Origin of the sequence: Streptococcus sp. sy018, from assembly GCF_007859185.1 — a bacterium.
In the GTDB taxonomy this organism is placed as follows: Bacteria; Bacillota; Bacilli; order Lactobacillales; family Streptococcaceae; genus Streptococcus.
On record NZ_VOHN01000001.1, the window covers coordinates 39,812 to 60,730 of the forward strand.

A 20,919-nucleotide genomic window follows, 5' to 3' on the forward strand; every position below is an offset into this window, starting at 1 on the left:
AGATAAGTCTAAAGGATTTTTAATATCATTTGCCGTATTGGTAAGGCACACCTAAATGTTCCCTTAAGGTACTGCCTTCATAATCTTCGTGGAAAATGCCACGTTCTTGTAAAATTGGAACTACTTTTTCTACAAAAGATTTGATACCATCATGTGCCAAATCTGGTACAATTGAAAAGCCATCACAAGCACCAGCTTCAAACCATTCTTGTAAGAAATCAGCGACATCTTTTGCCGTACCAACTACGACTGGATGATAGTTAATCACACCATGAGCCAGTGTGTCGATAGGAGAATAGCCTTGTTTGAGTATTTCCAAAGCTTTTGGCGAACGAGGATCACCAGGGTTAGCTTGAGCCAAATTGAGCCAGTTTTTAGGTAAGGGTTGATAAGGGTCAAGTGCTTGAAGGTTTAAACCAACCATGGCGCTTAGATAAGCCAGTCGTTGTGTTAATTCTTCTTGATCAAATGCTAGGATTTGTCGTCTGCGTGCCAGGGCTTCTTCCTTACTATCCGCAATAGTAAACATAAACCCAGTAAAGCTATTGATCTCTGTTGCAGCACGTCCATTTTTTTCAGCTTCAGCTTGTAACATTTGACGGTAAGCTTTAGCTTCTTCTATGGTAAAAGGATTAGCATAGACACCAGAGGCGAATCGTCCAGCCAATCGAATCCCTTCTGGGCTAGGACCAGCTTGAAAAATAGGAGGTTGCCCTTGTTCTGACGGTGGAATGGGTAGAGGGCCCATAGTCTTGATGTATTCGCCTTGATAGTGAATCGGTTTTATTTGTGTGGTATCGGCAAATTGACCAGTTGATTTATCGTGACGATAGGCTGTTTGTCCCCAAGACCCCCATAAACCTTGAACTGCTTCGATAAATTCATGAGCTCGTCCATAACGCTCTTGATAGGTTGGAATTGCTTGCCCAAAATTAGCCCCTGTCCCCTGAGTAGAGGTTGTGACAGCATTCCAACCAACTCGTCCATGACTCACCACATCCAAGGCTTTCAGATGACGAGCTAGGTTATAGGGTTCGTTAAAGGTCGTTGAAAAAGTGCCCACCAAGCCGATTTTTTCGGTAGCACGAGCAACAGATGTCATGGCAATTAGAGGATCCATCGAGTGCATGGGTGTATTTCCTTCAATGTCATTAACAAGAGCAGGTGTGTCTGCCATAAATAAGGCATGAATTTTCCCTTTTTCAGCAAGCTGAGCCAATTCGACATAAAGATCCATGTCAGTATAAGCGTCAGCTTTGGCTTCAGGTAATCGCCAAGTCTTAAACTCTCCCCCATAGCCAGCCACCATTTGTAGTACAATTTTCATTTGTTTTTTCGGTTTGTTTATCATTTCTACTTCCTCTTATGTTATGATAAAATGTAGTATAACAAACTTTATGATTGCTGAGAAGACGGCAAAAAAATTGACCTTAGTACATTTTTTTGTTGCTAGGCTAAGAAGAAAAAGAGGTTAAATATGGCTAAAATATGTCCAAAAGGATTTCAAAATATCGATTTAAGTCAGCCCAGCCCCTTATTTTATCTGTTATACACACAAGATTTGATGAGTGGTCGTTGGAAATGGCTGATTGTTGATTTTTTAATAGATGGTCCAAAGCGCTTTAGCCAAATTCAAAAATATCTGGGTAATTTGTCCCAAGGCTCTTTAACCAAGCAATTACGAGAAATGGAAGCAGATGGTTTGGTGATCAAAACAGTCTATCCTCAAGTGCCGCCAAGAGTGGATTATCAATTAAGTCAAAAGGGGCGAGATCTTTTTCCGATTTTGGAGTTGATGATAGCTTATGGGGAAGTTTATGGTTTAGAAGCTAACACTGTCACTAATCAACAAGCCAAATAATATGTTGTAATGGCTGGTTGGATCGGTTTAAAATTTGTTATCATTAAGAAAAATTAACTATAAGTTAATTTAGATTATCTATTTAAAGGAGTTGAACTATGAAATATATCGTAAACACTAGTAATGAAACAGCTTACAATATTGCCCTTGAAGCCTATGCTTTTCGTGAATTGATGGAAGAGGAAGAACTCTTTATTCTTTGGATTAACCGACCATCGATTATTATCGGTCGCCATCAAAACACTATTGAAGAAATCAATAAAGAATTTACAGATGCCAATGACATTCGTGTGGTTCGTCGTTTGTCAGGTGGCGGAGCAGTTTACCATGATTTGAACAATCTGAACTATACTATCATTTCAAACAAGAGCAAAGAAGGTGCTTTTGATTTTAAGACCTTTTCAGCTCCTGTGATTGAAACCTTGGCTGACCTTGGTGTTAAGGCTGAGTTTACAGGTCGTAATGATTTAGAGATTGATGGTAAAAAATTCTGTGGCAATGCCCAAGCTTACTATAAGGGACGAATGATGCACCACGGTTGCCTACTTTTTGATGTGGATATGAGTGTTTTGAGCCAAGCCCTCAAGGTGAGTAAGGATAAGATTGAGTCTAAAGGGGTTAAATCAGTCCGTTCTCGAGTGACCAATATTCTTGAGCAATTACCAAAAAAAATTACAGTTAATGAATTTTCAGACCTGTTGTTACAAAAAATGAAAGACACGCATCCTGAGATGACGGAATATGTCCTATCAGATGATGAGTTAGCCAAAATCAAACAGTTGGCAGAAGATAAATTTGCCACATGGGATTGGACCTACGGTCAAGCGCCAGAATATACCATCTCACGAGATGTTCGCTACCCTGCCGGTAAGATTTCGACCTATGCCAATGTGGATAAGTCCATCATTCAATCAGTCAAACTTTATGGGGATTTCTTTGGAATCAAGGATGTTGTTGACGTTGAAGAAGCTCTAGTTGGTGTCCGTTATGAGTATGAAGATGTGTTAGCATGCTTGAAAACACTAGATTTAGCCGAATACTTTGCAGGAATGACGGTAGAAGAAGTCGCCAAGGCCATTGTTGCCTAATAAAAAAGATTGAAGTTGCTACTTCAATCTTTTGGTCGTAGTTCGTCTAATTTTTGGCTCATCTTGTCACTGACTTCCTTGAGTTTATCTGCCAAGGAAACATAAGTGGCTAAGAAGTTGTAAATACCATCTTCTGAAAGCACTCCACGAGGCAAATCAACAGGTAATTTCCCTTGTTCATCTAATGCGAAGTGCTCAAACCATTCCGGACTTTGATAATAAGCAAAGAGTGTTTGATAATGGTCAAGGTTTTGTTGGATTTCTTCTAAATTGTCCAATGTTTGAGAAAGGCTTTTCTCCCCTTGATTGAGTGTTTTTTCCATTTGTTTAATGTGTTCAATTGTTTCCATGTGTTTATTGTATCAAAAATCCAGATAAAATACTTGTAAAAAAATGAAGTTATGTTATAATGAAAATGTTGACTAAATGCACGTCCTGTGCAACCGCACGACCATCGTTTCAAGTAGTTTTGCACTCACGATGCAAGGCGAGTCTTCACAGAGGGAAACCTCATCAAAAATTTTATAGGAGGTGCATCATGAGCACATACGCAATCATCAAAACTGGTGGTAAACAAGTTAAAGTTGAAGTTGATCAAGCGATTTATGTTGAAAAACTTGACGTTGAAGCAGGCGCAGAGGTAACATTTGACGAGGTTGTCCTTGTTGGTGGTGACAAAACTGTTGTTGGAACACCATTAGTTGCAGGTGCAACTGTTGTCGGAACGGTTGAAAAACAAGGTAAACAAAAGAAAGTTGTTACTTTCAAATACAAACCTAAAAAAGGTAGCCACCGTAAACAAGGTCACCGTCAACCATACACTAAAGTGGTTATCAAAGCGATTAACGCTTAATCATTGGTGTACACATGATTAAGATAGAAATCATCAAAAAAGCTTCTGGTCAACCCTTAAAAGTGGTTTTGACTGGTCATGCTGGTTCTGGTGAATACGGTTATGATGTCATGTGTGCTTCAGTTAGCACCCTTAGTTTGAATTTATTGAACGGTTTAGAGGTGTTGGCTGATTATCAACCAAGCTATCACTTAAATCAAAAAGAAGGCGGCTATCTCCAAATTGATTTTTCAGATTTTGAGAAAGCCCCTCAACAAGAAACGGCTCGTATCTTATACGAATCATTTCAATTAGGAGTTAATCAGTTAGGGATTGATTCTCCAGAATTTGTCCAAACAAAGATTATAACTCAAGATTAACTTAAAGAGAGGACTATCATTATGTTAAAAATGAATCTTGCTAACTTGCAACTTTTCGCCCACAAAAAAGGTGGAGGTTCAACATCAAACGGACGTGACTCACAAGCTAAACGCCTAGGTGCTAAAGCTGCTGATGGTCAAACAGTAACAGGTGGATCAATCCTTTACCGTCAACGTGGTACACACATCTATCCAGGTGTAAACGTTGGTCGTGGTGGAGATGATACACTTTTCGCTAAAGTTGAAGGTGTTGTTCGTTTCGAGCGTAAAGGTCGCGATAAAAAACAAGTATCAGTTTACCCAATCGCTAAATAAAGCTAGAAATAGTTTAATAACAGGCTTTCCGACTTGTCGGAAAGCCTGTTTTATTTCCTTTATAAAAATAAGTATGAGGTGTGTGATAAATGGATGAGAAAACATTATTAAAATTATTAGGTTTTGAAGAACAAATAGAATTAAAAGATATTTTATCTAAAAATTTAGAGCTTAAAATGATTTGTAAAGGAAAGTTTTCAATTTCTTTAAGAAATAAGAGCACTTCTAACTATCAAACGCTTTCTTTTTTTCAAGAAATCTTGAAATATGGTATAATAAGGGAAAGATGACGAAAGAAGTAAGAAGATGTATATTGAAATGATTGACGAAACGGGTCAGATTTCGGATAAAATAAAACAACAAACTCAAGAATTATTAGATTTTGCAGCAGACAAGTTGGGTAAGTCAGATAAGGAGATGGCAGTCACTTTTGTGACCAATGAGCGTAGCCATGAATTAAATCTACTTTATCGTGACACGGATCGACCGACCGATGTCATTAGTTTGGAGTATAAACCGACTGATGAGATTATTTTTGATGAAGACGATTTGGCAGATAATCCTGAATTGACAGAAATGATGGCTGAGTTTGATGTTTATTTGGGTGAGTTGTTTATTTCTATTGATAAGGCAAAGGAGCAGGCAGAGGAGTATGGTCACTCTTTTGAACGTGAAATGGGCTTTCTAGCTGTTCATGGTTTTTTACATATCAATGGTTATGACCACTATAGTCCAGAAGAAGAAGCAGAAATGTTTGGTTTACAGGAAGAAATATTAACAGCTTATGGTCTTACACGAGAATAAATCCCCTAAAAAATGGAAGAATCGCGATTTAATCGCTAGTTTGGAATTTGCCCTTACCGGTATTGGAACAGCTTTTGTTGAAGAGCGTAATATGAAAAAGCATGCCCTGTCAGCTATTTTAGCAGTTGTGGCAGGAGCTGTTTTTGGTATTTCTCGAGTGGAGTGGCTTTTTCTACTGCTAAGTATTTTTTTGGTCATTGCCTTTGAAATTTTAAATTCGGCGATTGAAAATGTCGTTGATTTAGCCAGTGATTATCATTTTTCAATGTTGGCAAAAAATGCTAAGGATATGGCAGCAGGAGCAGTCTTAGTTATTTCAGCTTATGCCCTTATCACAGGTTGTATGATTTTTTTGCCGAGAATTTGGCACTTGTTTTTTGGAAATTAAGGAGAGAACATGAGTTTTAAGTCAGGATTTGTTGCAATTTTAGGACGTCCCAACGTTGGAAAATCAACTTTTTTGAACTATGTGATGGGGCAAAAGATTGCCATTATGAGTGATAAAGCACAGACTACTCGTAATAAGATTATGGGGATTTACACGACCGAACAAGAGCAGATTGTTTTTATTGATACCCCAGGGATTCATAAGCCTAAAACAGCATTGGGTGATTTTATGGTAGAATCTGCCTATAGCACTTTGCGTGAGGTGGAAACCGTTCTCTTTATGGTGCCAGCAGATGAAAAGCGTGGCAAGGGCGATGATATGATTATTGAACGCCTTAAATCAGCCAAGGTACCAGTTATCCTAGTCATCAATAAGATTGATAAGGTTCATCCAGACCAACTTTTAGAGCAGATTGAAGATTTCAGAAGTCAGATGGACTTCAAAGAAATTGTTCCAATTTCAGCGACACAAGGCAATAATGTTAATCGTCTGATGGAAATTTTGGTGGATAATCTCGAAGAAGGTTTCCAGTATTTTCCAGCTGATCAGATTACCGATCATCCAGAACGCTTTTTGGTATCAGAGATGATTCGTGAAAAAGTCCTTCATTTGACGCAACAAGAAGTGCCGCATTCAGTGGCCGTGGTTATCGAATCGATGAAGCGTGATTTGGAAACGGATAAGGTTCATGTGAGAGCAACCATTATGATTGAGCGAGATAGTCAAAAGGGGATTATTATCGGTAAAGGTGGTGCCATGCTTAAAAAGATTGGCTCACTGGCTCGTCGTGATATCGAACTCATGTTGGGTGATAAGGTTTTCCTTGAAACTTGGGTTAAGGTCAAGAAGAACTGGCGAGATAAGAAATTAGATTTGGCAGATTTTGGCTACAATGCTAAAGAATATTAGAGAAAAATTAGTCGCTACTTAGCGGCTTTTTTCTCAAAAAGGAGTGGTGATATGGTAGAAATGGGGCAGATTTTCAAGGAATTACGAACAGCTCGTAAGATTTCTCTCAAAGAAGCAGCAGGAACAGCCCTGTCTTATTCAATGTTGAGTAAATTTGAAAATGGGGATTCAGATATAACGATTTCAAAATTGATTCCTGCTTTGGAGAATATTCGAACGGAACTGGACGAATTTGTCTATCTGGTTCGAGGCTTTAACCCTTCTGAATTTAGCTTATTAAAAAAGGAAATTTGGCAGGCCTTGGACAAGGAAGATATTGCTTATTTGGAAACAGGTTATGAAAAAGAAAAAGAAAATTATCAAAAAAACAAGCGTGAAGAGAGTTTTTTAAAAGCCTTAATCTTCAAAAACTATCTGGTAGCTAGTGGTAGGCCTGTTGATTTCAATGAAGACGAACAAGAACTTTTATATGATTATCTCTTTAGAATTGATATTTGGGGAGAGTATGAGTTGAAAATATTTTCGGATATTTCTCCTCTTTTATCCTTGGAGACTTATTTTCGTTATACGCGTGAGATGTTGCAAAGGATTGATTTTTTCGACGAGTTAGCATCACATCGTAATATGATTCACACCATTTTACTTAATGGTTTATTCAAGGCTTTAGAAGAAAATGATTTGACTAAGGCGTCTTATTTTGATAAGCAGATTCAAGCTCGTTTTTTTGAAGAAAATGAAACTTATTTAAGAATTGTTTATCGTATTGCAGACGGACACCATTTTTACCTGCGTGGTCAAAAAGAAAAAGGTTCTGTCCAAATCAAGCGTGCCATTGAAACCTTTCGCTTCTTGGACTGCCATGGTAGTGCGGATTATTACCAAAAAATTTATCAACATTGGCTAATTGAGTTTGAATAAATGAAAATCATCCAAATTAAAAATAAAAAAGGAGTACGATCAAAAGCTTTGCTAAGAAAGGAAAGTCTCTTTTTTATTAAAAATCCTCAATTAAAATATGAAAACTTTGTGTGTCTTTAATCATTTTCTCTTATACTAGATGTATCAAAAGAAAGGAGGAAAATTATGACTCAGTTTGCACTAGAAGCAAGTAAATTACCTACACCTACTCAGGAAATTATACTAACATGGAAATGTAGAGTAAAAGGATAACTAATAGTTAAATTTAGTCTGGTATTAGAGTAATATCAGACTAAAAATTTAATGGAGGAATTGGTATGAAAAAATTAATTTTAACTAAATACTGTTTATCTGAAATTGGAAAAAAGACAAAATCAAGTTCTTTTGAGAAGAAATTTGAATCTTATATCGAGAAAAAAGTAAAAAAAATTATAAATAATCCACAAAATTATCCTTTTATTAAAGTGATAGATGGAGATACAAATGGTCAAGATAAAAGATTTTAATTACCATAATGAGTTTAGTTATGATTTACCAACTTTTGGTTTTAAAATTCATCTTTCTGGAACAATAAATAATTATTATGAATTATTTTCTTTAGTATCCCCCTATTTAATTAACCAGGGTATTATTTTTAAGTATCTTAATACTTTTGAAGCAATTGAGGAAAATTTTTCCGAAAGAGAAAGTTACTCTGAATCTGGAAAATATATCACAATATATCCTAAAAATAAAAGACATTGTGAGCAAATTTTAGAAGAATTGTATAATCTTATACCTCAAAAAATGGAAGGGATATACATAGTCAGTGACCGTCCTTATAAAAATTCACAGGTTATTTTTTATAGGTTTGGCTCAATTCTTTTAGATAATGCAAATTTTGAAAATGGTTTACCAACATTAACGGGACCAAATAATCAAAAATGGCAAGATTATCAAAAAAATTATTTCGATTTGCCAACATGGATTGAAGATATACAATGTAAACAGATGTTCCAATCATCCTATCTAGGGGAGCATTATCAGGTTAGCTCTATTTTGAAACAAAGTGCAGGTGGAAATGTTTATCTAGCAACTAATAAATTTTCTTTTAATCAAGTTATTATTAAAGAAAGCAGACCACATATTTTGTCTAATGGTAAAATTACAAAGCAAAATCTTAGAGAACATGAATGGTTATTATCCAAAAAAATTGATAAGTTTATTCCGAAGAGTATTGAACAAACGAAAGAATGGATTAATAACTATCATATATATGAATATATTTTTGGAACAGATTTATTAGAATTTAGCAATAAATATTCTTTGTTTGCATATAAAAAAGAGACTAGTGATATAAATTATCAAAAATTTATTAAGTTAATCAATTGTTTCTATAACTTATTGAAATGTGTAGAATATTTTCATAAACAAAATATTATTATAAATGATATTCATCCAAATAATTTTATTGTAGATAAAAATTTAAAAGTAACATTTATTGATTTAGAAAATTCTTATATTTATGATAAAAGTCCCTTAGTTGGTGTTTATTCTGAAATTTCTCTTATCGAATGGAATAGTTTAGATGGTAAAGTAGCTGATTGTCACAAAATTGGTAATTTGATGTTATATTTGCTAGGTCGATTACATATACGTAGTAATAATACTTATAAACCAGATATTTTAAAAAAGCTATTATTACAAAAAAATATTAAAACTAACTTAGCTGAAATAATTGATTTTTTATTTAGTCAATCGGTAACGATAACAAAAACTATAGAATTATTTGAAAATATAGAAATAGAAGTTAATAATTCTATAGAATATAATTTTGATATGGATTGTATTGATGATTTGGAATATTTAAATATTGTAGAAGTAATTTCTTGGCAAAAGAATTTAATAGAAAAATATATCCCTCTTTTAGAAGATACATCTTCTCTTATAAAAATTTTGAAAGAAGAACCAAAACTAGGTTTAGATGGAGTGGCAGGAATAATTGTTTATTTAAATTATATTGCTTATGATAAATCAGTTATAGAAGCAGGAATTGACTATATATTAGATGCTTTAGTTGAAGTAGATGGAGTAAAAGGAGTTAAGATTAGCAAAGTAGCTGTGTCGCCTTATCTAGCTAATGGTACAGCAGGAATAATTCAGATGCTAAGATTAGTTGATTTTAATAAGTATAGAGAGATAATTATTCAATTAGCAGAAGGATTGCTAATTGAATATGCACAATTTCCTGATTTATGGAACGGTATGTTAGGTATTGCTTATACTTTATTATATTTATTTGATAAGACACATAATGTGACATATTTGAATAAAGCCAAAGAGTTACTTATTAATAGTGGAATTTTATCAGAACAAAATGAAAGTTTAAGAAAAGAATTTATTTATGTACTTTCATATTACAAGAAAGTAACAAGTCATCATGATTGTCAATAAAGGAGTTTATCATGAATTTATTTTTATCTCATTCCTTATATCGTGCGTTGAGTTTGTCCCGTGTCTTTAGTACCTTGGGAGCTTATATTTATAATTTGGTTTTTGTTATCTACGCAGCTAGTTTACCAAGGCCCAATCTTGCTATTTTTCTCGCCAATATGGTGCCTATGATTCCTATTTTATTCACCTTTTGGTTGGGGGTTAAGGCAGATAGGACTGATAACAAAGGGCGAAAGATGATTGTGATTGGTTTTGTTCAGGCACTTCTGTTCACCATTATTGCCCTAATCATCAATCAAGGAACTTATTTGGTGTTTTCAATTATTTGCCTGCTTAATGTTATCAGTGATTGTTTGAGTGATTTTGCGTCTGGTTTACGTTTGCCTATTTTACAAGAGCATGTAGCGACAGATGATTTGATGGAGGCCTATTCTTTTAATCAATTTCTGTCGTATATTTGTCAAATCGCAGGTCAATTTTTAGGTGTTTGGCTTTTAACGATATCAAACCAATCTTATGCTTTAGTTGCTGGGGTCAATGCCGTTTTTTATTTGCTATCAGCTCTAGTTCTTTATAGTCACCGACACAATCTCACTCATCAACCAGTATCAGCGATAAGAGAAAAAATACCGTTAAGACAACGCCTTAAGGACTTATATCAGATGATGGAGCAGATTTTCCAAAATTCAGAACAGACATCTTTTGCTAGTTTGCTACTGTCAATTCTTGTTCTAAATGCCCTGGGTGGTGGTCTTGGGAGCATTTATAACTTCTATCTGCTCAAGGTGTCGCTCTTTGGTTTGCCTTATGGACAGGCTTTGATTTTAGTGCAAATTATTTTTCTAGCGGGTGCTATCTTGGGGAGTTTGACCCCTAAAGACTACTTTGCTAAACAATCCTTATCTTTTTTATTAGTCCTTAACAGTGGTTTGTTTATCTTAATGGGGTTATCAAATCTGTTGAATTTACCCCCAATCCTAGCTCTATTATTGTTGGCCTTTGCGTCTTATCTCTTAGGGAAAGCTAATCCAAAATTGGATGCCTTGCTTATGGCTAATATTCCTTCAGAGACTTTGGCACAAGCTAGTAATTTTCTTGGCTTGATGTTCACCCTATCATTACCCCTAGGAATCTTTGTCTTTTCAGCCTTGGCCCTATATCAATTATGGTTAACTTGGTTGGTATTTACTGGTTTTTCACTGGTGGCTTTTGGTTTGGTTTTGATAAATAGACAAGTTAATAAATAAAAAAGCTCATATTGGGGCTTTTTCTATTGCTTGATTTTCTGTTATATCTTTTAACAAAGACTAGCTTGTTCTATCTTATTATGCTAAAAATGTGGTAAAATAAGGATAATAACTCCATCAGAAAGGGGTATCTTATGCCAGAATTACCAGAAGTGGAAAGTGTCAGACAAAGCCTAGAGCCTATGCTTGTAGGTAAGACCGTTGAGCGTTTGTGTGTCTCTTTTCCTAAAATGGTCTTGACAGGGGCGAAAAATCTCGAAACCATGTTAGTTCATCAAAAAGTTGAGGCTGTTCGTCGTAGGGGAAAGTATCTGATTATTGAGTTTAGTCAGGGGCTGTTGATTTCCCATTTACGAATGGAAGGTAAGTATCTGCGTTTTGAACAGGTCGCCCAAGATCAAAAACACTGCCATGTTTACTTCTATCTTTCTGACGGTTCTATTTTGGTTTATCATGACGTGCGTAAGTTTGGCACGATGGAGTATTTGGACAAATCAGACGAGGCAGCTTATTTTCACAAGAAAGGTTTAGGCCCTGAGCCAACTCCAGAAGATTTTAAGTTGGCAGACTTTAGTCAAGGTTTACAGAAGTCAAAAAAAATTATCAAGCCACATTTGTTGGATCAGACCTTGGTTGTGGGATTGGGCAATATCTATGTTGATGAAGTGTTGTGGGCAGCAAGATTACATCCAGAGCGTGCCAGTGCTAGTTTGACCGATTCAGAAATCAAGGTTTTACACAAAGAGATTATCCGTATTTTGCAACTAGGCATTGAACAGGGTGGTTCTAGTATCAGAACCTATAAAAATGCTCTGGGAATGGCTGGTCGCATGCAGAACTATTTACAAGTCTATGGTAAACAAGAACAGCCTTGTTCACGGTGTGGTCATCTGATTGAAAAAATCAAAGTTCGTGGGCGTGGAACTCATTTTTGTCCACAATGTCAAAAGGAGTCGTAATGGTTAAGATAATTGGATTGACAGGAGGCATTGCTTCGGGGAAATCAACGGTCAGTACTTATCTGAAAGAAAAGGGATATGCCGTTTTAGATGCCGATCAGGTGGTTCACGAGTTACAGGCTAGAGGAGGCCGTCTGTATCAAATCCTGGTGGATTACTTTGGTCAGGAGATAGTATTGCCAGACCAGTCGCTGAACCGAGCGAAATTAGGTCAGTTGATCTTTTCTAATCCTGAGATGCTGGCTGTATCTAACAGCTTACAAGATCAAGTGATTCGTCAAGAATTATCCACTCGACTAAACAAGTTATCACAAAGGCAGCAGATAATCTTTCTAGACATTCCCTTGTTATTTGAGAAAGGTTATGACAGTTGGTGTCATCAGATTTGGTTGGTAATGGTACAAGAACCTACCCAGTTAAAACGCTTGATGGCAAGAAATGCTTTGTCGTTAGAAGAAGCAAAAAGTAGATTGGCAGCTCAGCTTTCCCTAGATGAAAAAAGAGAAAAAAGTCAGATTCTTATCGACAATGATGGCAGTTTAGCGAATACCTATGCCCAAGTTGATCTCGCTTTAGAAACATTAGAAAGGTAGAAGAATGAAAGAAATTGTTATTGCAAAAGGAACACAACCTGTATCACTCAATTTAAGTATGCTTAATCGCCATGGCTTAATTGCAGGAGCGACAGGGACCGGTAAAACCGTTACTTTAAAAGTCATTGCAGAATCTCTCAGTCAAGCTGGTGTACCAGTCTTTTTGGCGGATATCAAAGGAGATTTGGCAAATTTAGCAAAAGAAGGTAGCTTAACGGATAAACTAGCCAGTCGATTGGAGATGTTGGGCCTAAGTGACTACACTCCCCAAGCCTTTCCAGTTCGTCTTTGGGACGTTTTTGGCCAAGAAGGGCATCCTGTTCGGGCGACTATTTCTGAAATGGGACCTATCATGCTAGCCCGTTTGCTCAATCTTAATGAGACTCAGTCAGGTATTTTGAGCATGGTGTTTAAGATTGCAGATGATAAGGGTTGGCTGTTGATTGATTTGAAAGATCTACAGGCTCTTTTGCGTGAAGTGGCAGACAATGCTAGTCATTATTCTAGCCAGTACGGAAACATGGCCAAACAGTCTATTGCGGCCATTCAGCGTAGTTTACTAGCGTTAGAACAAGAAGGCGGTGACTTTTTCTTTGGTGAGCCAGCCTTGGACTTACAGGATTTTCTGCAAACTGACCAGTTAGGGCAAGGGGTGATTAACATTCTAAATGCCACTAAGCTCTTCAATGCACCTAGCTTATACACAACCTTTTTGTTTTGGCTTTTAGCTGAACTCTATGAAACTCTGCCAGAAGTTGGAGATTTAGAGCAACCCAAGTTGGTGTTCTTCTTTGACGAAGCTCATCTCCTGTTCAAAGATGCTCCGAAATCATTTGTCGATAAAATCGAGCAGATTGTTCGTTTGATTCGCTCTAAAGGTGTTGGTATTTTTTTCATTACACAAAATCCCCTAGACTTGCCAGAATCGGTCTTGGCTCAGTTGGGTAATCGTGTGCAGCATGCTTTGAGGGCTTATACACCAAAAGAATTAAAAGCAGTTAAGACAGCCGCTGAAACCTTCCGACAAAATCCTGACTTGGATGTGGCGAAGGTGATTACAGAATTACAAGTAGGTGAGGCATTGGTGTCATTTCTAAATGATCAAGCCCAACCCAATATGGTTGAAAGAGCCTATATTTTACCACCAAAATCTAGTTTTGAACCTTTGTCAGCTTTGGATATGCAAGGTTTAATTAACCAATCACCATTTGATGCTAAGTATAGCCAAGCACTCGATCGTGAATCAGCTTATGAACTTTTGGCTAAAAAAGTAGAAGAAGACAAAGCTATTGAAGAACGACAAAAATCAGAAAAAGCAGCTAGCCAACAAGTTAAGCGACAAGCAACAAGCGGTCGCCGTCAAAAATCTACCTTGGATAAGGCAAGAGATTCCTTTATCAATACAGCCGTACGCACAGTGACTCGCGAATTGGTTCGAGGCTTATTTGGTGGTCTTAAAAAGTAAATCAGGAGAGCTGACGTGCGAATAAAAATCACATTGATATGTAGTGTTTGTGGTAGTAAAAACTATCTGACTAGCAAGAATAAAAATAATCACCCAGACAAGATTCAAGTGCTCAAGTATTGTCCCAAAGAGAGAAAAGTAACCCTTCACCTTGAATCTTGAGTGAAAGTGTGGTAGAATAATCAAGACCATAGTGGAGGAAAAATGAATGTATAACTTGTTACTCACCCTGCTACTTGTATTATCAGCCTTGTTGGTGATTGCGATTTTTATGCAACCCCAAAAAAATCCAAGTAGTAATGTTTTTGATAGTAGTGGGTCAGAGGCACTTTTTGAGCGAAGAAAAGCGCGTGGTTTTGAGGCCTTTATGCAGCGTCTTACTGGAATCCTTGTCTTTTTCTGGTTAGCGATTGCTTTGGCACTTGCTATTTTATCAAGTCAATAAAGAGGGTCAAGACATCTGGTCTGACCCCTTTTTCTATAAGAAATCAGTACAAGTTATCCCAATAGAAAGAAATCAATGAAAGAAAAAATTATTAGTTATTTAGAAGAAAATGGTAAGAGCGATGTCAATCACTTGGCAGAAGCCTTAGAGATGGCAGGAGCCAAGAGATTTCCAAGCCTAATCAAAGAAATTTCTCAAATGGAAAGTCAAGGTCTGTTACGTTTTGATGATACAGGCCAGCTAGCCTTAAGAAAAAAAGAAAAAAAAGTAGATGACATCCGAATTACAGGTGTTTTTCGAGCGAATAAGGCTGGTTTTGGTTTTTTAGCCGTTGATGATGCAGAAGACGATCTCTTTATTGGCCGTAATGATGTCGGACATGCCATTGATGGAGATACGGTTGAAGTAGTCATTAAAAAGGTAGCCAATCGTCTAAAAGGAACGGCTGCCGAGGCGCGTGTCGTCAATATTGTTAAGCGTAGTTTAACCAGTCTAGTTGGTAAATTGATACTGTCTGATGATAAACCCAACTATGTGGGTTATATCCAAAGTAAAAATCAAAAAATTACCCAACGAATCTATATCAAAAAGACGCCCTTGTTGTTAACAGGAACAGAAGTGCTCAAGGTTGATATTGAGAAATACCCAAGTCGCCATCATGACTATTTTGTGGCAAGTTTGGTTGATATTATTGGCCATCAAGATGATGTGGGGATTGATGTCCTAGAAGTCTTAGAATCCATGGATATTGTTTCAAGTTTTCCTGATGATGTTCTGGCAGAGGCAAAAGCAGTTCCAGATGCACCAACTAAGACGGATTTATTAGGTCGAGTAGATTTACGCCAAGAGCTGACCTTTACCATTGATGGTGCAGATGCCAAGGATTTGGATGATGCGGTTCATATCAAGCTACTAGAAAATGGTCATTTTGAGCTAGGTGTTCACATTGCTGATGTGTCTTATTATGTTAAAGAAAATTCAGCACTTAATCGTGAAGCTTTGGCTCGTGGGACATCTGTCTATGTAACCGACCGTGTAGTGCCCATGTTACCTGAGCGTCTGTCTAATGGCATTTGTTCGCTTAATCCAAATGTTGAGCGTCTAACCCAGTCAGCCATTATGGAGATTGACCGTCAGGGTAAGGTCCGTTCTTATCAAATTACCCAAAGTGTGATTAAGTCAGCTTTTCGTATGACTTATAGTGATGTCAATCAAATGATTAACGGCGATAAAGAGTTACTCACTCGTTATGCTCCAATCGTTGATAGTGTGCATCAAATGGTTAGTTTACATCATCTCTTAGAAGAAATGCGTTATCGTCGAGGAGCCCTTAACTTTGATACGGCAGAAGCTAAAATCATCGTCGATGACAAAGGCATGCCAGTTGATGTGGTCTTGCGTGAGCGAGGTCTAGCTGAGCGAATGATTGAGTCCTTTATGCTAGCAGCAAATGAATGCGTCGCTGAGCATTTTGCCAAGGCTAAATTACCGTTTATCTATCGGATTCATGAAGAGCCCAAGGCTGAAAAATTACAAACCTTTATTGATTATGCGAGTGTCTTTGGTGTCCAAGTTCAAGGAACTGCCAATAAAATCACTCAGTCAGCCTTGCAAGATTTTATGAAGAAGGTAGAAAATCAGCCAGGTAGTGATGTCTTGTCTATGATGTTACTACGTTCCATGCAGCAGGCTCGTTATTCTGAACATAATCATGGTCATTATGGCTTGGCAGCGACTTATTATACTCACTTTACTAGTCCGATTCGACGTTATCCAGACTTATTGGTTCATCGTTTGATTCGTGATTATCAACAAATTACTTCAGAACAGCTAGAACATTTCAATCAGGTGATTCCAGAAATTGCCACTCAAGCGTCAAGTTTGGAACGTCGTGCCATTGATGCAGAGCGTCTGGTTGAAGCCATGAAAAAAGCAGAGTACATGGAAAGTTATGTTGGGCAGGAATTTGATGCAGTCATTGCTACCGTGGTGAAATTTGGTTTATTTGTAGCTCTGCCAAACACGATTGAGGGTTTGATTCATGTAACGACCTTGCCAGAGTATTATCATTACAATGAAAGAACCATGAGCCTACAAGGTGAAAAATCTGGGAAAGTCTTTAAGGCTGGTCAAAAAATCCGTGTGAAGTTAGTTAAAGCTGATAAGGAAGCTGGGGCGATTGACTTTGAGTATTTACCGAGTGATTATGATGTGGTTGAAAAGGTAGCGACTAAGCAAAAGAAAAAAGCTAAACCAAAATCACAAGGTAGAACCAAATCAACTCAGAAAGAGAAAAAGCCGTTTTATAAGGGCGTGACAAAAAAAGGAGGTTCAAATGGCAAAGGGCGAGGGAAAGGTCGTCGCACAAAATAAGAAGGCAAGACACGATTATAGCATTGTTGATACTATTGAAGCGGGCTTGGTGCTGACAGGGACAGAAATCAAAAGTGTCCGTGCAGCTAGGATAACATTGAAAGATGGTTATGCTCAAATCAAAAATGGTGAAGCTTGGCTGGTCAATGTTCACATTACTCCTTATGAGCAAGGCAATATCTGGAACCAAGAACCAGAGCGAACACGCAAGTTGCTCTTGAAAAAACGTGAGATTGAAAAATTAGCTCAGGAGCTAAAAGGAACAGGTATGACCCTTGTTCCATTGAAGGTTTATCTGAAAGATGGTTTTGCCAAGGTGTTACTTGGTTTAGCCAAGGGTAAACATGATTATGATAAACGTGAGAGTATTAAGCGTCGTGATCAAAACCGTGAAATTGCTCGTGTCATGAAAGCTGTTAACAAGAGATAGGACCTAAATTTTATTAACAATCAAACTTGATACAATCAATTAAGACCATGAACGTCAATCTTCATGGTCTTTTTGTCTGATAAAAGAAAGAAAAAACCTGTAGTTAGCCACTACAGGTTTAGCTTAAAAATAAAGTAGGTCTTTTTTGGTTTGTGTAAAGAGTTCAAAACCATTTTTTGTTACATAGCCACAATCCTCAATACGTACGCCTACCTTATCAGGTATATAGATCCCAGGTTCTACAGAGAAACACATGCCTTCTTGAATAATAAGGTCATTACCAGTCATAATGGAAGGAAACTCATGAACTTCCATCCCAAGTCCATGTCCTAAACGGTGATTAAAATACGGGCCATAACCAGCTTTTTCAATGACTGAGCGAGCGGCTGCATCAATTTCGCCTGCTGTGACACCAGGTTTAATCATATCCAGAGCCGTCAGTTGTGCCTCTAGACAAATCTGATAAATGTCTTTCTTGAACTGATCAGGTTGCCCAACAGCTACGGTTCTCGTCATATCACTGGTGTAACCTAGCGTTTCCACACCAAGATCAAAGAGGAGAAGTGCGTGGTTTTCAATTTTATGGTGACTTGGAATACCATGGGGATTGGCGGCATTTTTACCTGTTAGAACCATGGTGTCAAAACTCATGCGATCAGCACCAGCTTGTTTCATGGCAAATTCAATTTGAGCGATAAGATCCAATTCGGTTTGCTCAAGATTGATGTGTTCAAAGCCAACTGCCATGGCTTGATCCGCCATACGACCAGCATGGAGCATTTTCTCGATCTCATCAGCTGACTTAATCATTTTCATTTGATTGATTAGAGGTGTGATGTCTGAAAAATGTCCCTTGAAAATGCTTTTTAGACCTTGAAATTTATTGACATTCAGATGATTAAATTCAGCAAAAAGTTGTGGATAAGATAAGTTTTTCAAAACACTTTGCATTTTTTGCCAAGGATTTTCATGATCAGCATAGCCAATAACAGAAAAAGTCACTTGTTGCCTAGCTCTTGAATAGTCTAATTCAGGTAGAAAAAGGAGAGGTTCTTGATCAGTAAAAACAAAAAGAAAGAGTTGGCGTTCGTGAGGGTCACAGAAATAACCTGTCAGATAATGAATGGTAACAGGATTAGAAAAAATAGCAACTTGTCTCTGTTTCTCTCTTAGTAAGGTTTGAATATGAGCTAATTTTGTCATAGTAGCCTCCTTTGATTTTATTTTTTCAAAAATTAAAGGAAAAAGCAAGCTTTTCTTGAAAAATAAGTAAAATTCTCAAAAATTACTGCTCTATTATTTGAAAGAGCAAACTAATGGTGTTATAATAATAAATGTAAGCGATATTTTCAATTTAGAAAGGTAAGGTAAAGAGAAATGAATATTGATGATACAGTAACCATTTATGATGTTGCTCGTGAGGCGGGTGTTTCCATGGCAACAGTTAGCCGGGTCGTCAATGGTAATAAGAATGTTAAAGAAAATACGCGTCAAAAAGTTTTGGAAGTCATCGAACGTCTAGATTATCGTCCTAATGCAGTGGCGCGTGGTTTAGCTAGTAAAAGAACGACGACAGTGGGTGTTGTGATTCCAGATATTGCTAATTCTTATTTTTCAATATTGGCTAAAGGAATTGATGACATTGCTAGCATGTATAAGTATGATATTATCATTGCTTCGAGTGATGAAGATGCAGAAAAAGAAGTCAATGTGGTGAATATGTTATTTTCTAAGCAAGTTGATGGCATTATCTACATGAGTCACCATTTAACAGATGAAGTTCGTTCAGAGTTTCGTCGTTCAAGAACGCCAGTTGTTTTGGCTGGAACAGTTGATTTAGAAGATCAATTACCAAGCGTTAATATTGACTATAAGCAAGCCACTAAGGATGCGATTGAATTATTGGCTGAACGTCATGACAAGATTGCCTTAGTTTCTGGGTCTTTGATGGAAGATATCAATGGTAAGATTCGATTGCAGGGTTATAAAGAAGCCTTGAAAGCTAAGGGACTTGACTTTACAGAAGCTTTGGTATTTGAAGCCAATTATCGTTATCAAGACGGTTTTGATTTAGCTAAACGTTTATTGGTGTCGGGTGCAACTGCAGCCTATGTAGTAGAAGATGATTTGGCAGCTGGTTTATTAAATGGTCTTTTTGCAGCAGGTAAAACAGTACCAGAGGATTTTGAAATGATTACCAGCAATGATTCTGAAGTTGTAAACTTTACTCGACCAAATTTGACATCAATTAGTCAACCAATTTATGATGTAGGTGCCATTGCTATGCGGATGTTAACCAAGATTATGAATAAGGAAGAATTAGAACAAAAAGAAATCATTCTTAATCATCAGGTTAAAAAACGTGGCACAACTAAGGAGTAAAGACAGTCACTTTGACTGTTTTTATTTACCATTGAGATAAAAAGCGTTATAATAGAAGGTGCTATGAAAGTATTACTGTATTTAGAAGCAGAGCATTATTTACGCAAGTCAGGCATTGGTCGAGCCATTAAACATCAAGAAAAGGCCCTTCAATCAGCTGGCCAAGCTTACACAACTAATCCAAATGAGGACTATGATTTAGTTCATCTCAATACTTATGGTTGGAAATCTTGGCGATTGATGAAGGCGGCTAAAAAATCTGGTAAAAAAGTTATCATGCACGGTCATTCGACTGAAGAAGACTTTAGAGATTCTTTTATTGGCTCGAATCTGATTAGTCCATTATTTAAATGGTACCTTTGTCAATTTTATCAAGAAGCGGATGCCATTATCACCCCAACGACTTATTCTAAATCCTTGATTGCAGGCTATGGTATTAAAACACCAATTTTCGTGGTTTCAAATGGGATTGACCTTAGTCGGTATCAAGAAAGCCAAAATAAAGAAGCAATTTTCCGAGATTATTTTCAATTAACTAAGGATCAAGCCGTTGTTGTTTGTGCAGGCTTATACTTTAAACGGAAAGGTATCGAAGATTTTATAAAAGTGGCTGAGCAACTCCCTCATGTTCGTTTTATTTGGTTTGGTGAAACGAATAAGTGGGTTATTCCAGCTAAAATCAGACGTCTGGTCAATAAACATCATCCAGCTAATGTTACTTTTGCAGGTTATATCAAGGGAGATGTGTTTGAAGGCGCTATGACAGGAGCAGATGCCTTTTTCTTTCCTAGCAAGGAAGAAACAGAAGGAATTGTTGTGTTAGAAGCCTTAGCAAGTCGCCAACACTTAATCTTGCGTGATATTCCTGTTTATCAGGGTTGGCTTGATGATAAGAGTGCTGAATTGGCGACGGATGTTTCTGGATTTGTCCGAGCAATCAATCGAGTTTTAGCAGGCCATAGTCAAAAAATCGAAGCAGGTTATCAAGTTGCTCAATCACGGCGAATTGAACAAATTGGTCAAGAATTGACCAAAGTTTACCATCATGTCTTCAATCAATCATTTGATAATGTAAAAAATCATCAACCTTAAGGTTG

At 37.1% G+C, this 20,919-nt stretch carries 25 protein-coding genes and 1 other annotated feature; of the genes, 22 read left to right on the forward strand and 3 right to left on the reverse strand.

The window, feature by feature from the left end; genetic code table 11:
- Positions 1-25: 25 nt before the first annotated feature.
- Complete coding sequence (locus FRX52_RS00230) at positions 26-1,351, reverse strand: NtaA/DmoA family FMN-dependent monooxygenase (RefSeq protein WP_146538064.1); 1,326 nt, start codon at positions 1,349-1,351, stop codon at positions 26-28.
- Between the two features lie 126 nt (positions 1,352-1,477).
- Here FRX52_RS00230 and FRX52_RS00235 point away from each other — a divergent pair, with 126 nt between their 5' ends.
- Both FRX52_RS00235 and FRX52_RS00240 read left to right on the forward strand, forming a co-directional pair.
- A complete protein-coding gene (locus tag FRX52_RS00235) occupies positions 1,478-1,861 on the forward strand; it encodes a helix-turn-helix domain-containing protein (RefSeq protein ID WP_146538065.1) in 384 nt (127 codons plus the stop codon).
- Positions 1,862-1,959: 98 nt separating this feature from the next.
- The gene (locus FRX52_RS00240) at positions 1,960-2,949 is read left to right on the forward strand and encodes a lipoate--protein ligase (protein ID WP_146538066.1); all 990 of its coding nucleotides are present in this window, start codon (positions 1,960-1,962) and stop codon (positions 2,947-2,949) included.
- Between the two features lie 23 nt (positions 2,950-2,972).
- Here the strand turns inward: FRX52_RS00240 and FRX52_RS00245 are convergent, their stop codons facing one another.
- On the reverse strand, positions 2,973-3,299 hold the full coding sequence (locus tag FRX52_RS00245) for a DUF4298 domain-containing protein (protein WP_146494810.1): 327 nt from the start codon (positions 3,297-3,299) through the stop codon (positions 2,973-2,975).
- An 81-nt stretch (positions 3,300-3,380) separates the two neighbouring features.
- Positions 3,381-3,454, forward strand: a sequence feature (ribosomal protein L21 leader region).
- Positions 3,455-3,487: 33 nt separating this feature from the next.
- Here FRX52_RS00245 and rplU point away from each other — a divergent pair.
- The 18 genes from rplU (at position 3,488) to smpB (ending at position 17,440) form a co-directional block, all read left to right on the forward strand.
- Positions 3,488-3,802, forward strand: coding sequence for a 50S ribosomal protein L21 (rplU, locus tag FRX52_RS00250; RefSeq protein WP_146459794.1), 315 nt, complete (start codon positions 3,488-3,490; stop codon positions 3,800-3,802).
- Between the two features lie 14 nt (positions 3,803-3,816).
- On the forward strand, positions 3,817-4,161 hold the full coding sequence (locus tag FRX52_RS00255) for a ribosomal-processing cysteine protease Prp (RefSeq protein ID WP_146494812.1): 345 nt from the start codon (positions 3,817-3,819) through the stop codon (positions 4,159-4,161).
- Between the two features lie 21 nt (positions 4,162-4,182).
- Positions 4,183-4,476 (forward strand): 50S ribosomal protein L27, encoded by a 294-nt coding sequence (gene rpmA / locus FRX52_RS00260; RefSeq protein ID WP_003032879.1) that lies wholly within the window; start codon positions 4,183-4,185, stop codon positions 4,474-4,476.
- 89 nt (positions 4,477-4,565) lie between these two features.
- A complete protein-coding gene (locus tag FRX52_RS00265; protein ID WP_146538067.1) occupies positions 4,566-4,766 on the forward strand; it encodes a hypothetical protein in 201 nt (66 codons plus the stop codon).
- A 16-nt stretch (positions 4,767-4,782) separates the two neighbouring features.
- Complete coding sequence (ybeY, locus tag FRX52_RS00270; RefSeq protein WP_146538068.1) at positions 4,783-5,280, forward strand: rRNA maturation RNase YbeY; 498 nt, start codon at positions 4,783-4,785, stop codon at positions 5,278-5,280.
- The gene (locus tag FRX52_RS00275) at positions 5,261-5,668 is read left to right on the forward strand and encodes a diacylglycerol kinase family protein (RefSeq protein WP_146494817.1); all 408 of its coding nucleotides are present in this window, start codon (positions 5,261-5,263) and stop codon (positions 5,666-5,668) included. The genes ybeY and FRX52_RS00275 overlap by 20 nt, the downstream gene beginning before the upstream one ends.
- Before the next feature lie 9 nt (positions 5,669-5,677).
- Positions 5,678-6,577 carry a GTPase Era gene (era, locus tag FRX52_RS00280; RefSeq protein ID WP_146538069.1) on the forward strand — a complete coding sequence of 300 codons (900 nt, stop codon included), beginning with the start codon at positions 5,678-5,680 and terminating at the stop codon, positions 6,575-6,577.
- Positions 6,578-6,628: 51 nt separating this feature from the next.
- Positions 6,629-7,495 carry an Rgg/GadR/MutR family transcriptional regulator gene (locus tag FRX52_RS00285; protein WP_146538070.1) on the forward strand — a complete coding sequence of 289 codons (867 nt, stop codon included), beginning with the start codon at positions 6,629-6,631 and terminating at the stop codon, positions 7,493-7,495.
- Between the two features lie 317 nt (positions 7,496-7,812).
- Entirely contained in the window at positions 7,813-8,001 is a 189-nt protein-coding gene (locus FRX52_RS00290; protein ID WP_146538071.1) for a hypothetical protein, read from the forward strand.
- A complete protein-coding gene (locus FRX52_RS00295; protein WP_146538072.1) occupies positions 7,979-9,928 on the forward strand; it encodes a kinase in 1,950 nt (649 codons plus the stop codon). Before FRX52_RS00290 ends, FRX52_RS00295 begins: the two co-directional genes overlap by 23 nt.
- 11 nt (positions 9,929-9,939) lie before the next feature.
- Positions 9,940-11,175, forward strand: a complete 1,236-nt coding sequence (locus FRX52_RS00300; protein ID WP_146538073.1) for an MFS transporter — start codon at positions 9,940-9,942, stop codon at positions 11,173-11,175.
- Between the two features lie 134 nt (positions 11,176-11,309).
- On the forward strand, positions 11,310-12,134 hold the full coding sequence (gene mutM, locus FRX52_RS00305) for a DNA-formamidopyrimidine glycosylase (protein ID WP_146538074.1): 825 nt from the start codon (positions 11,310-11,312) through the stop codon (positions 12,132-12,134).
- On the forward strand, positions 12,134-12,727 hold the full coding sequence (gene coaE, locus FRX52_RS00310; protein ID WP_146538075.1) for a dephospho-CoA kinase: 594 nt from the start codon (positions 12,134-12,136) through the stop codon (positions 12,725-12,727). The genes mutM and coaE overlap by 1 nt, the downstream gene beginning before the upstream one ends.
- A 4-nt stretch (positions 12,728-12,731) precedes the next feature.
- The gene (locus tag FRX52_RS00315; RefSeq protein WP_146538076.1) at positions 12,732-14,192 is read left to right on the forward strand and encodes a helicase HerA-like domain-containing protein; all 1,461 of its coding nucleotides are present in this window, start codon (positions 12,732-12,734) and stop codon (positions 14,190-14,192) included.
- A gap of 15 nt (positions 14,193-14,207) precedes the next feature.
- Positions 14,208-14,354, forward strand: coding sequence for a 50S ribosomal protein L33 (gene rpmG, locus FRX52_RS00320; RefSeq protein ID WP_146538077.1), 147 nt, complete (start codon positions 14,208-14,210; stop codon positions 14,352-14,354).
- A 46-nt stretch (positions 14,355-14,400) separates the two neighbouring features.
- Complete coding sequence (gene secG, locus FRX52_RS00325) at positions 14,401-14,637, forward strand: preprotein translocase subunit SecG (RefSeq protein WP_146459814.1); 237 nt, start codon at positions 14,401-14,403, stop codon at positions 14,635-14,637.
- A gap of 75 nt (positions 14,638-14,712) precedes the next feature.
- The gene (gene rnr, locus FRX52_RS00330) at positions 14,713-17,010 is read left to right on the forward strand and encodes a ribonuclease R (protein WP_146538078.1); all 2,298 of its coding nucleotides are present in this window, start codon (positions 14,713-14,715) and stop codon (positions 17,008-17,010) included.
- Positions 16,973-17,440: an SsrA-binding protein SmpB gene (smpB, locus tag FRX52_RS00335; RefSeq protein WP_146459818.1), complete on the forward strand. Its 468-nt coding sequence runs from the start codon at positions 16,973-16,975 to the stop codon at positions 17,438-17,440. Before rnr ends, smpB begins: the two co-directional genes overlap by 38 nt.
- A gap of 123 nt (positions 17,441-17,563) precedes the next feature.
- Here smpB and FRX52_RS00340 read toward each other — a convergent pair whose 3' ends face one another.
- Entirely contained in the window at positions 17,564-18,643 is a 1,080-nt protein-coding gene (locus FRX52_RS00340) for a Xaa-Pro peptidase family protein (protein ID WP_146538079.1), read from the reverse strand.
- Positions 18,644-18,817: 174 nt separating this feature from the next.
- On the opposite strand from FRX52_RS00340, the gene ccpA reads away from it, so the two are divergent.
- Together ccpA and FRX52_RS00350 are read left to right on the forward strand one after the other, a co-directional pair.
- Entirely contained in the window at positions 18,818-19,822 is a 1,005-nt protein-coding gene (gene ccpA / locus FRX52_RS00345) for a catabolite control protein A (RefSeq protein ID WP_146538080.1), read from the forward strand.
- A gap of 63 nt (positions 19,823-19,885) precedes the next feature.
- Positions 19,886-20,914: a glycosyltransferase gene (locus FRX52_RS00350; protein ID WP_146538081.1), complete on the forward strand. Its 1,029-nt coding sequence runs from the start codon at positions 19,886-19,888 to the stop codon at positions 20,912-20,914.
- Positions 20,915-20,919 lie beyond the last annotated feature (5 nt).

Excerpts from the sequence above, each read along its gene's own strand:
- FRX52_RS00235 (WP_146538065.1), top strand. The coding sequence starts at position 1,478 with ATGGCTAAAATATGTCCAAAAGGATTTCAAAATATCGATTTAAGTCAG.
- FRX52_RS00245 (WP_146494810.1), bottom strand. The coding sequence starts at position 3,299 with ATGGAAACAATTGAACACATTAAACAAATGGAAAAAACACTCAATCAA.
- FRX52_RS00290 (WP_146538071.1), top strand. The coding sequence starts at position 7,813 with ATGAAAAAATTAATTTTAACTAAATACTGTTTATCTGAAATTGGAAAA.
- FRX52_RS00350 (WP_146538081.1), top strand. The coding sequence starts at position 19,886 with ATGAAAGTATTACTGTATTTAGAAGCAGAGCATTATTTACGCAAGTCA.
- secG (WP_146459814.1), top strand. The coding sequence starts at position 14,401 with ATGTATAACTTGTTACTCACCCTGCTACTTGTATTATCAGCCTTGTTG.
- FRX52_RS00295 (WP_146538072.1), top strand. The coding sequence starts at position 7,979 with ATGGTCAAGATAAAAGATTTTAATTACCATAATGAGTTTAGTTATGAT.
- rpmA (WP_003032879.1), top strand. The coding sequence starts at position 4,183 with ATGTTAAAAATGAATCTTGCTAACTTGCAACTTTTCGCCCACAAAAAA.
- rplU (WP_146459794.1), top strand. The coding sequence starts at position 3,488 with ATGAGCACATACGCAATCATCAAAACTGGTGGTAAACAAGTTAAAGTT.
- mutM (WP_146538074.1), top strand. The coding sequence starts at position 11,310 with ATGCCAGAATTACCAGAAGTGGAAAGTGTCAGACAAAGCCTAGAGCCT.
- FRX52_RS00285 (WP_146538070.1), top strand. The coding sequence starts at position 6,629 with ATGGTAGAAATGGGGCAGATTTTCAAGGAATTACGAACAGCTCGTAAG.
- FRX52_RS00340 (WP_146538079.1), bottom strand. The coding sequence starts at position 18,643 with ATGACAAAATTAGCTCATATTCAAACCTTACTAAGAGAGAAACAGAGA.
- era (WP_146538069.1), top strand. The coding sequence starts at position 5,678 with ATGAGTTTTAAGTCAGGATTTGTTGCAATTTTAGGACGTCCCAACGTT.
- ccpA (WP_146538080.1), top strand. The coding sequence starts at position 18,818 with ATGAATATTGATGATACAGTAACCATTTATGATGTTGCTCGTGAGGCG.
- coaE (WP_146538075.1), top strand. The coding sequence starts at position 12,134 with ATGGTTAAGATAATTGGATTGACAGGAGGCATTGCTTCGGGGAAATCA.
- FRX52_RS00300 (WP_146538073.1), top strand. The coding sequence starts at position 9,940 with ATGAATTTATTTTTATCTCATTCCTTATATCGTGCGTTGAGTTTGTCC.
- FRX52_RS00265 (WP_146538067.1), top strand. The coding sequence starts at position 4,566 with ATGGATGAGAAAACATTATTAAAATTATTAGGTTTTGAAGAACAAATA.
- FRX52_RS00275 (WP_146494817.1), top strand. The coding sequence starts at position 5,261 with ATGGTCTTACACGAGAATAAATCCCCTAAAAAATGGAAGAATCGCGAT.
- FRX52_RS00240 (WP_146538066.1), top strand. The coding sequence starts at position 1,960 with ATGAAATATATCGTAAACACTAGTAATGAAACAGCTTACAATATTGCC.
- FRX52_RS00230 (WP_146538064.1), bottom strand. The coding sequence starts at position 1,351 with ATGATAAACAAACCGAAAAAACAAATGAAAATTGTACTACAAATGGTG.
- FRX52_RS00315 (WP_146538076.1), top strand. The coding sequence starts at position 12,732 with ATGAAAGAAATTGTTATTGCAAAAGGAACACAACCTGTATCACTCAAT.
- FRX52_RS00255 (WP_146494812.1), top strand. The coding sequence starts at position 3,817 with ATGATTAAGATAGAAATCATCAAAAAAGCTTCTGGTCAACCCTTAAAA.
- ybeY (WP_146538068.1), top strand. The coding sequence starts at position 4,783 with ATGTATATTGAAATGATTGACGAAACGGGTCAGATTTCGGATAAAATA.
- smpB (WP_146459818.1), top strand. The coding sequence starts at position 16,973 with ATGGCAAAGGGCGAGGGAAAGGTCGTCGCACAAAATAAGAAGGCAAGA.
- rnr (WP_146538078.1), top strand. The coding sequence starts at position 14,713 with ATGAAAGAAAAAATTATTAGTTATTTAGAAGAAAATGGTAAGAGCGAT.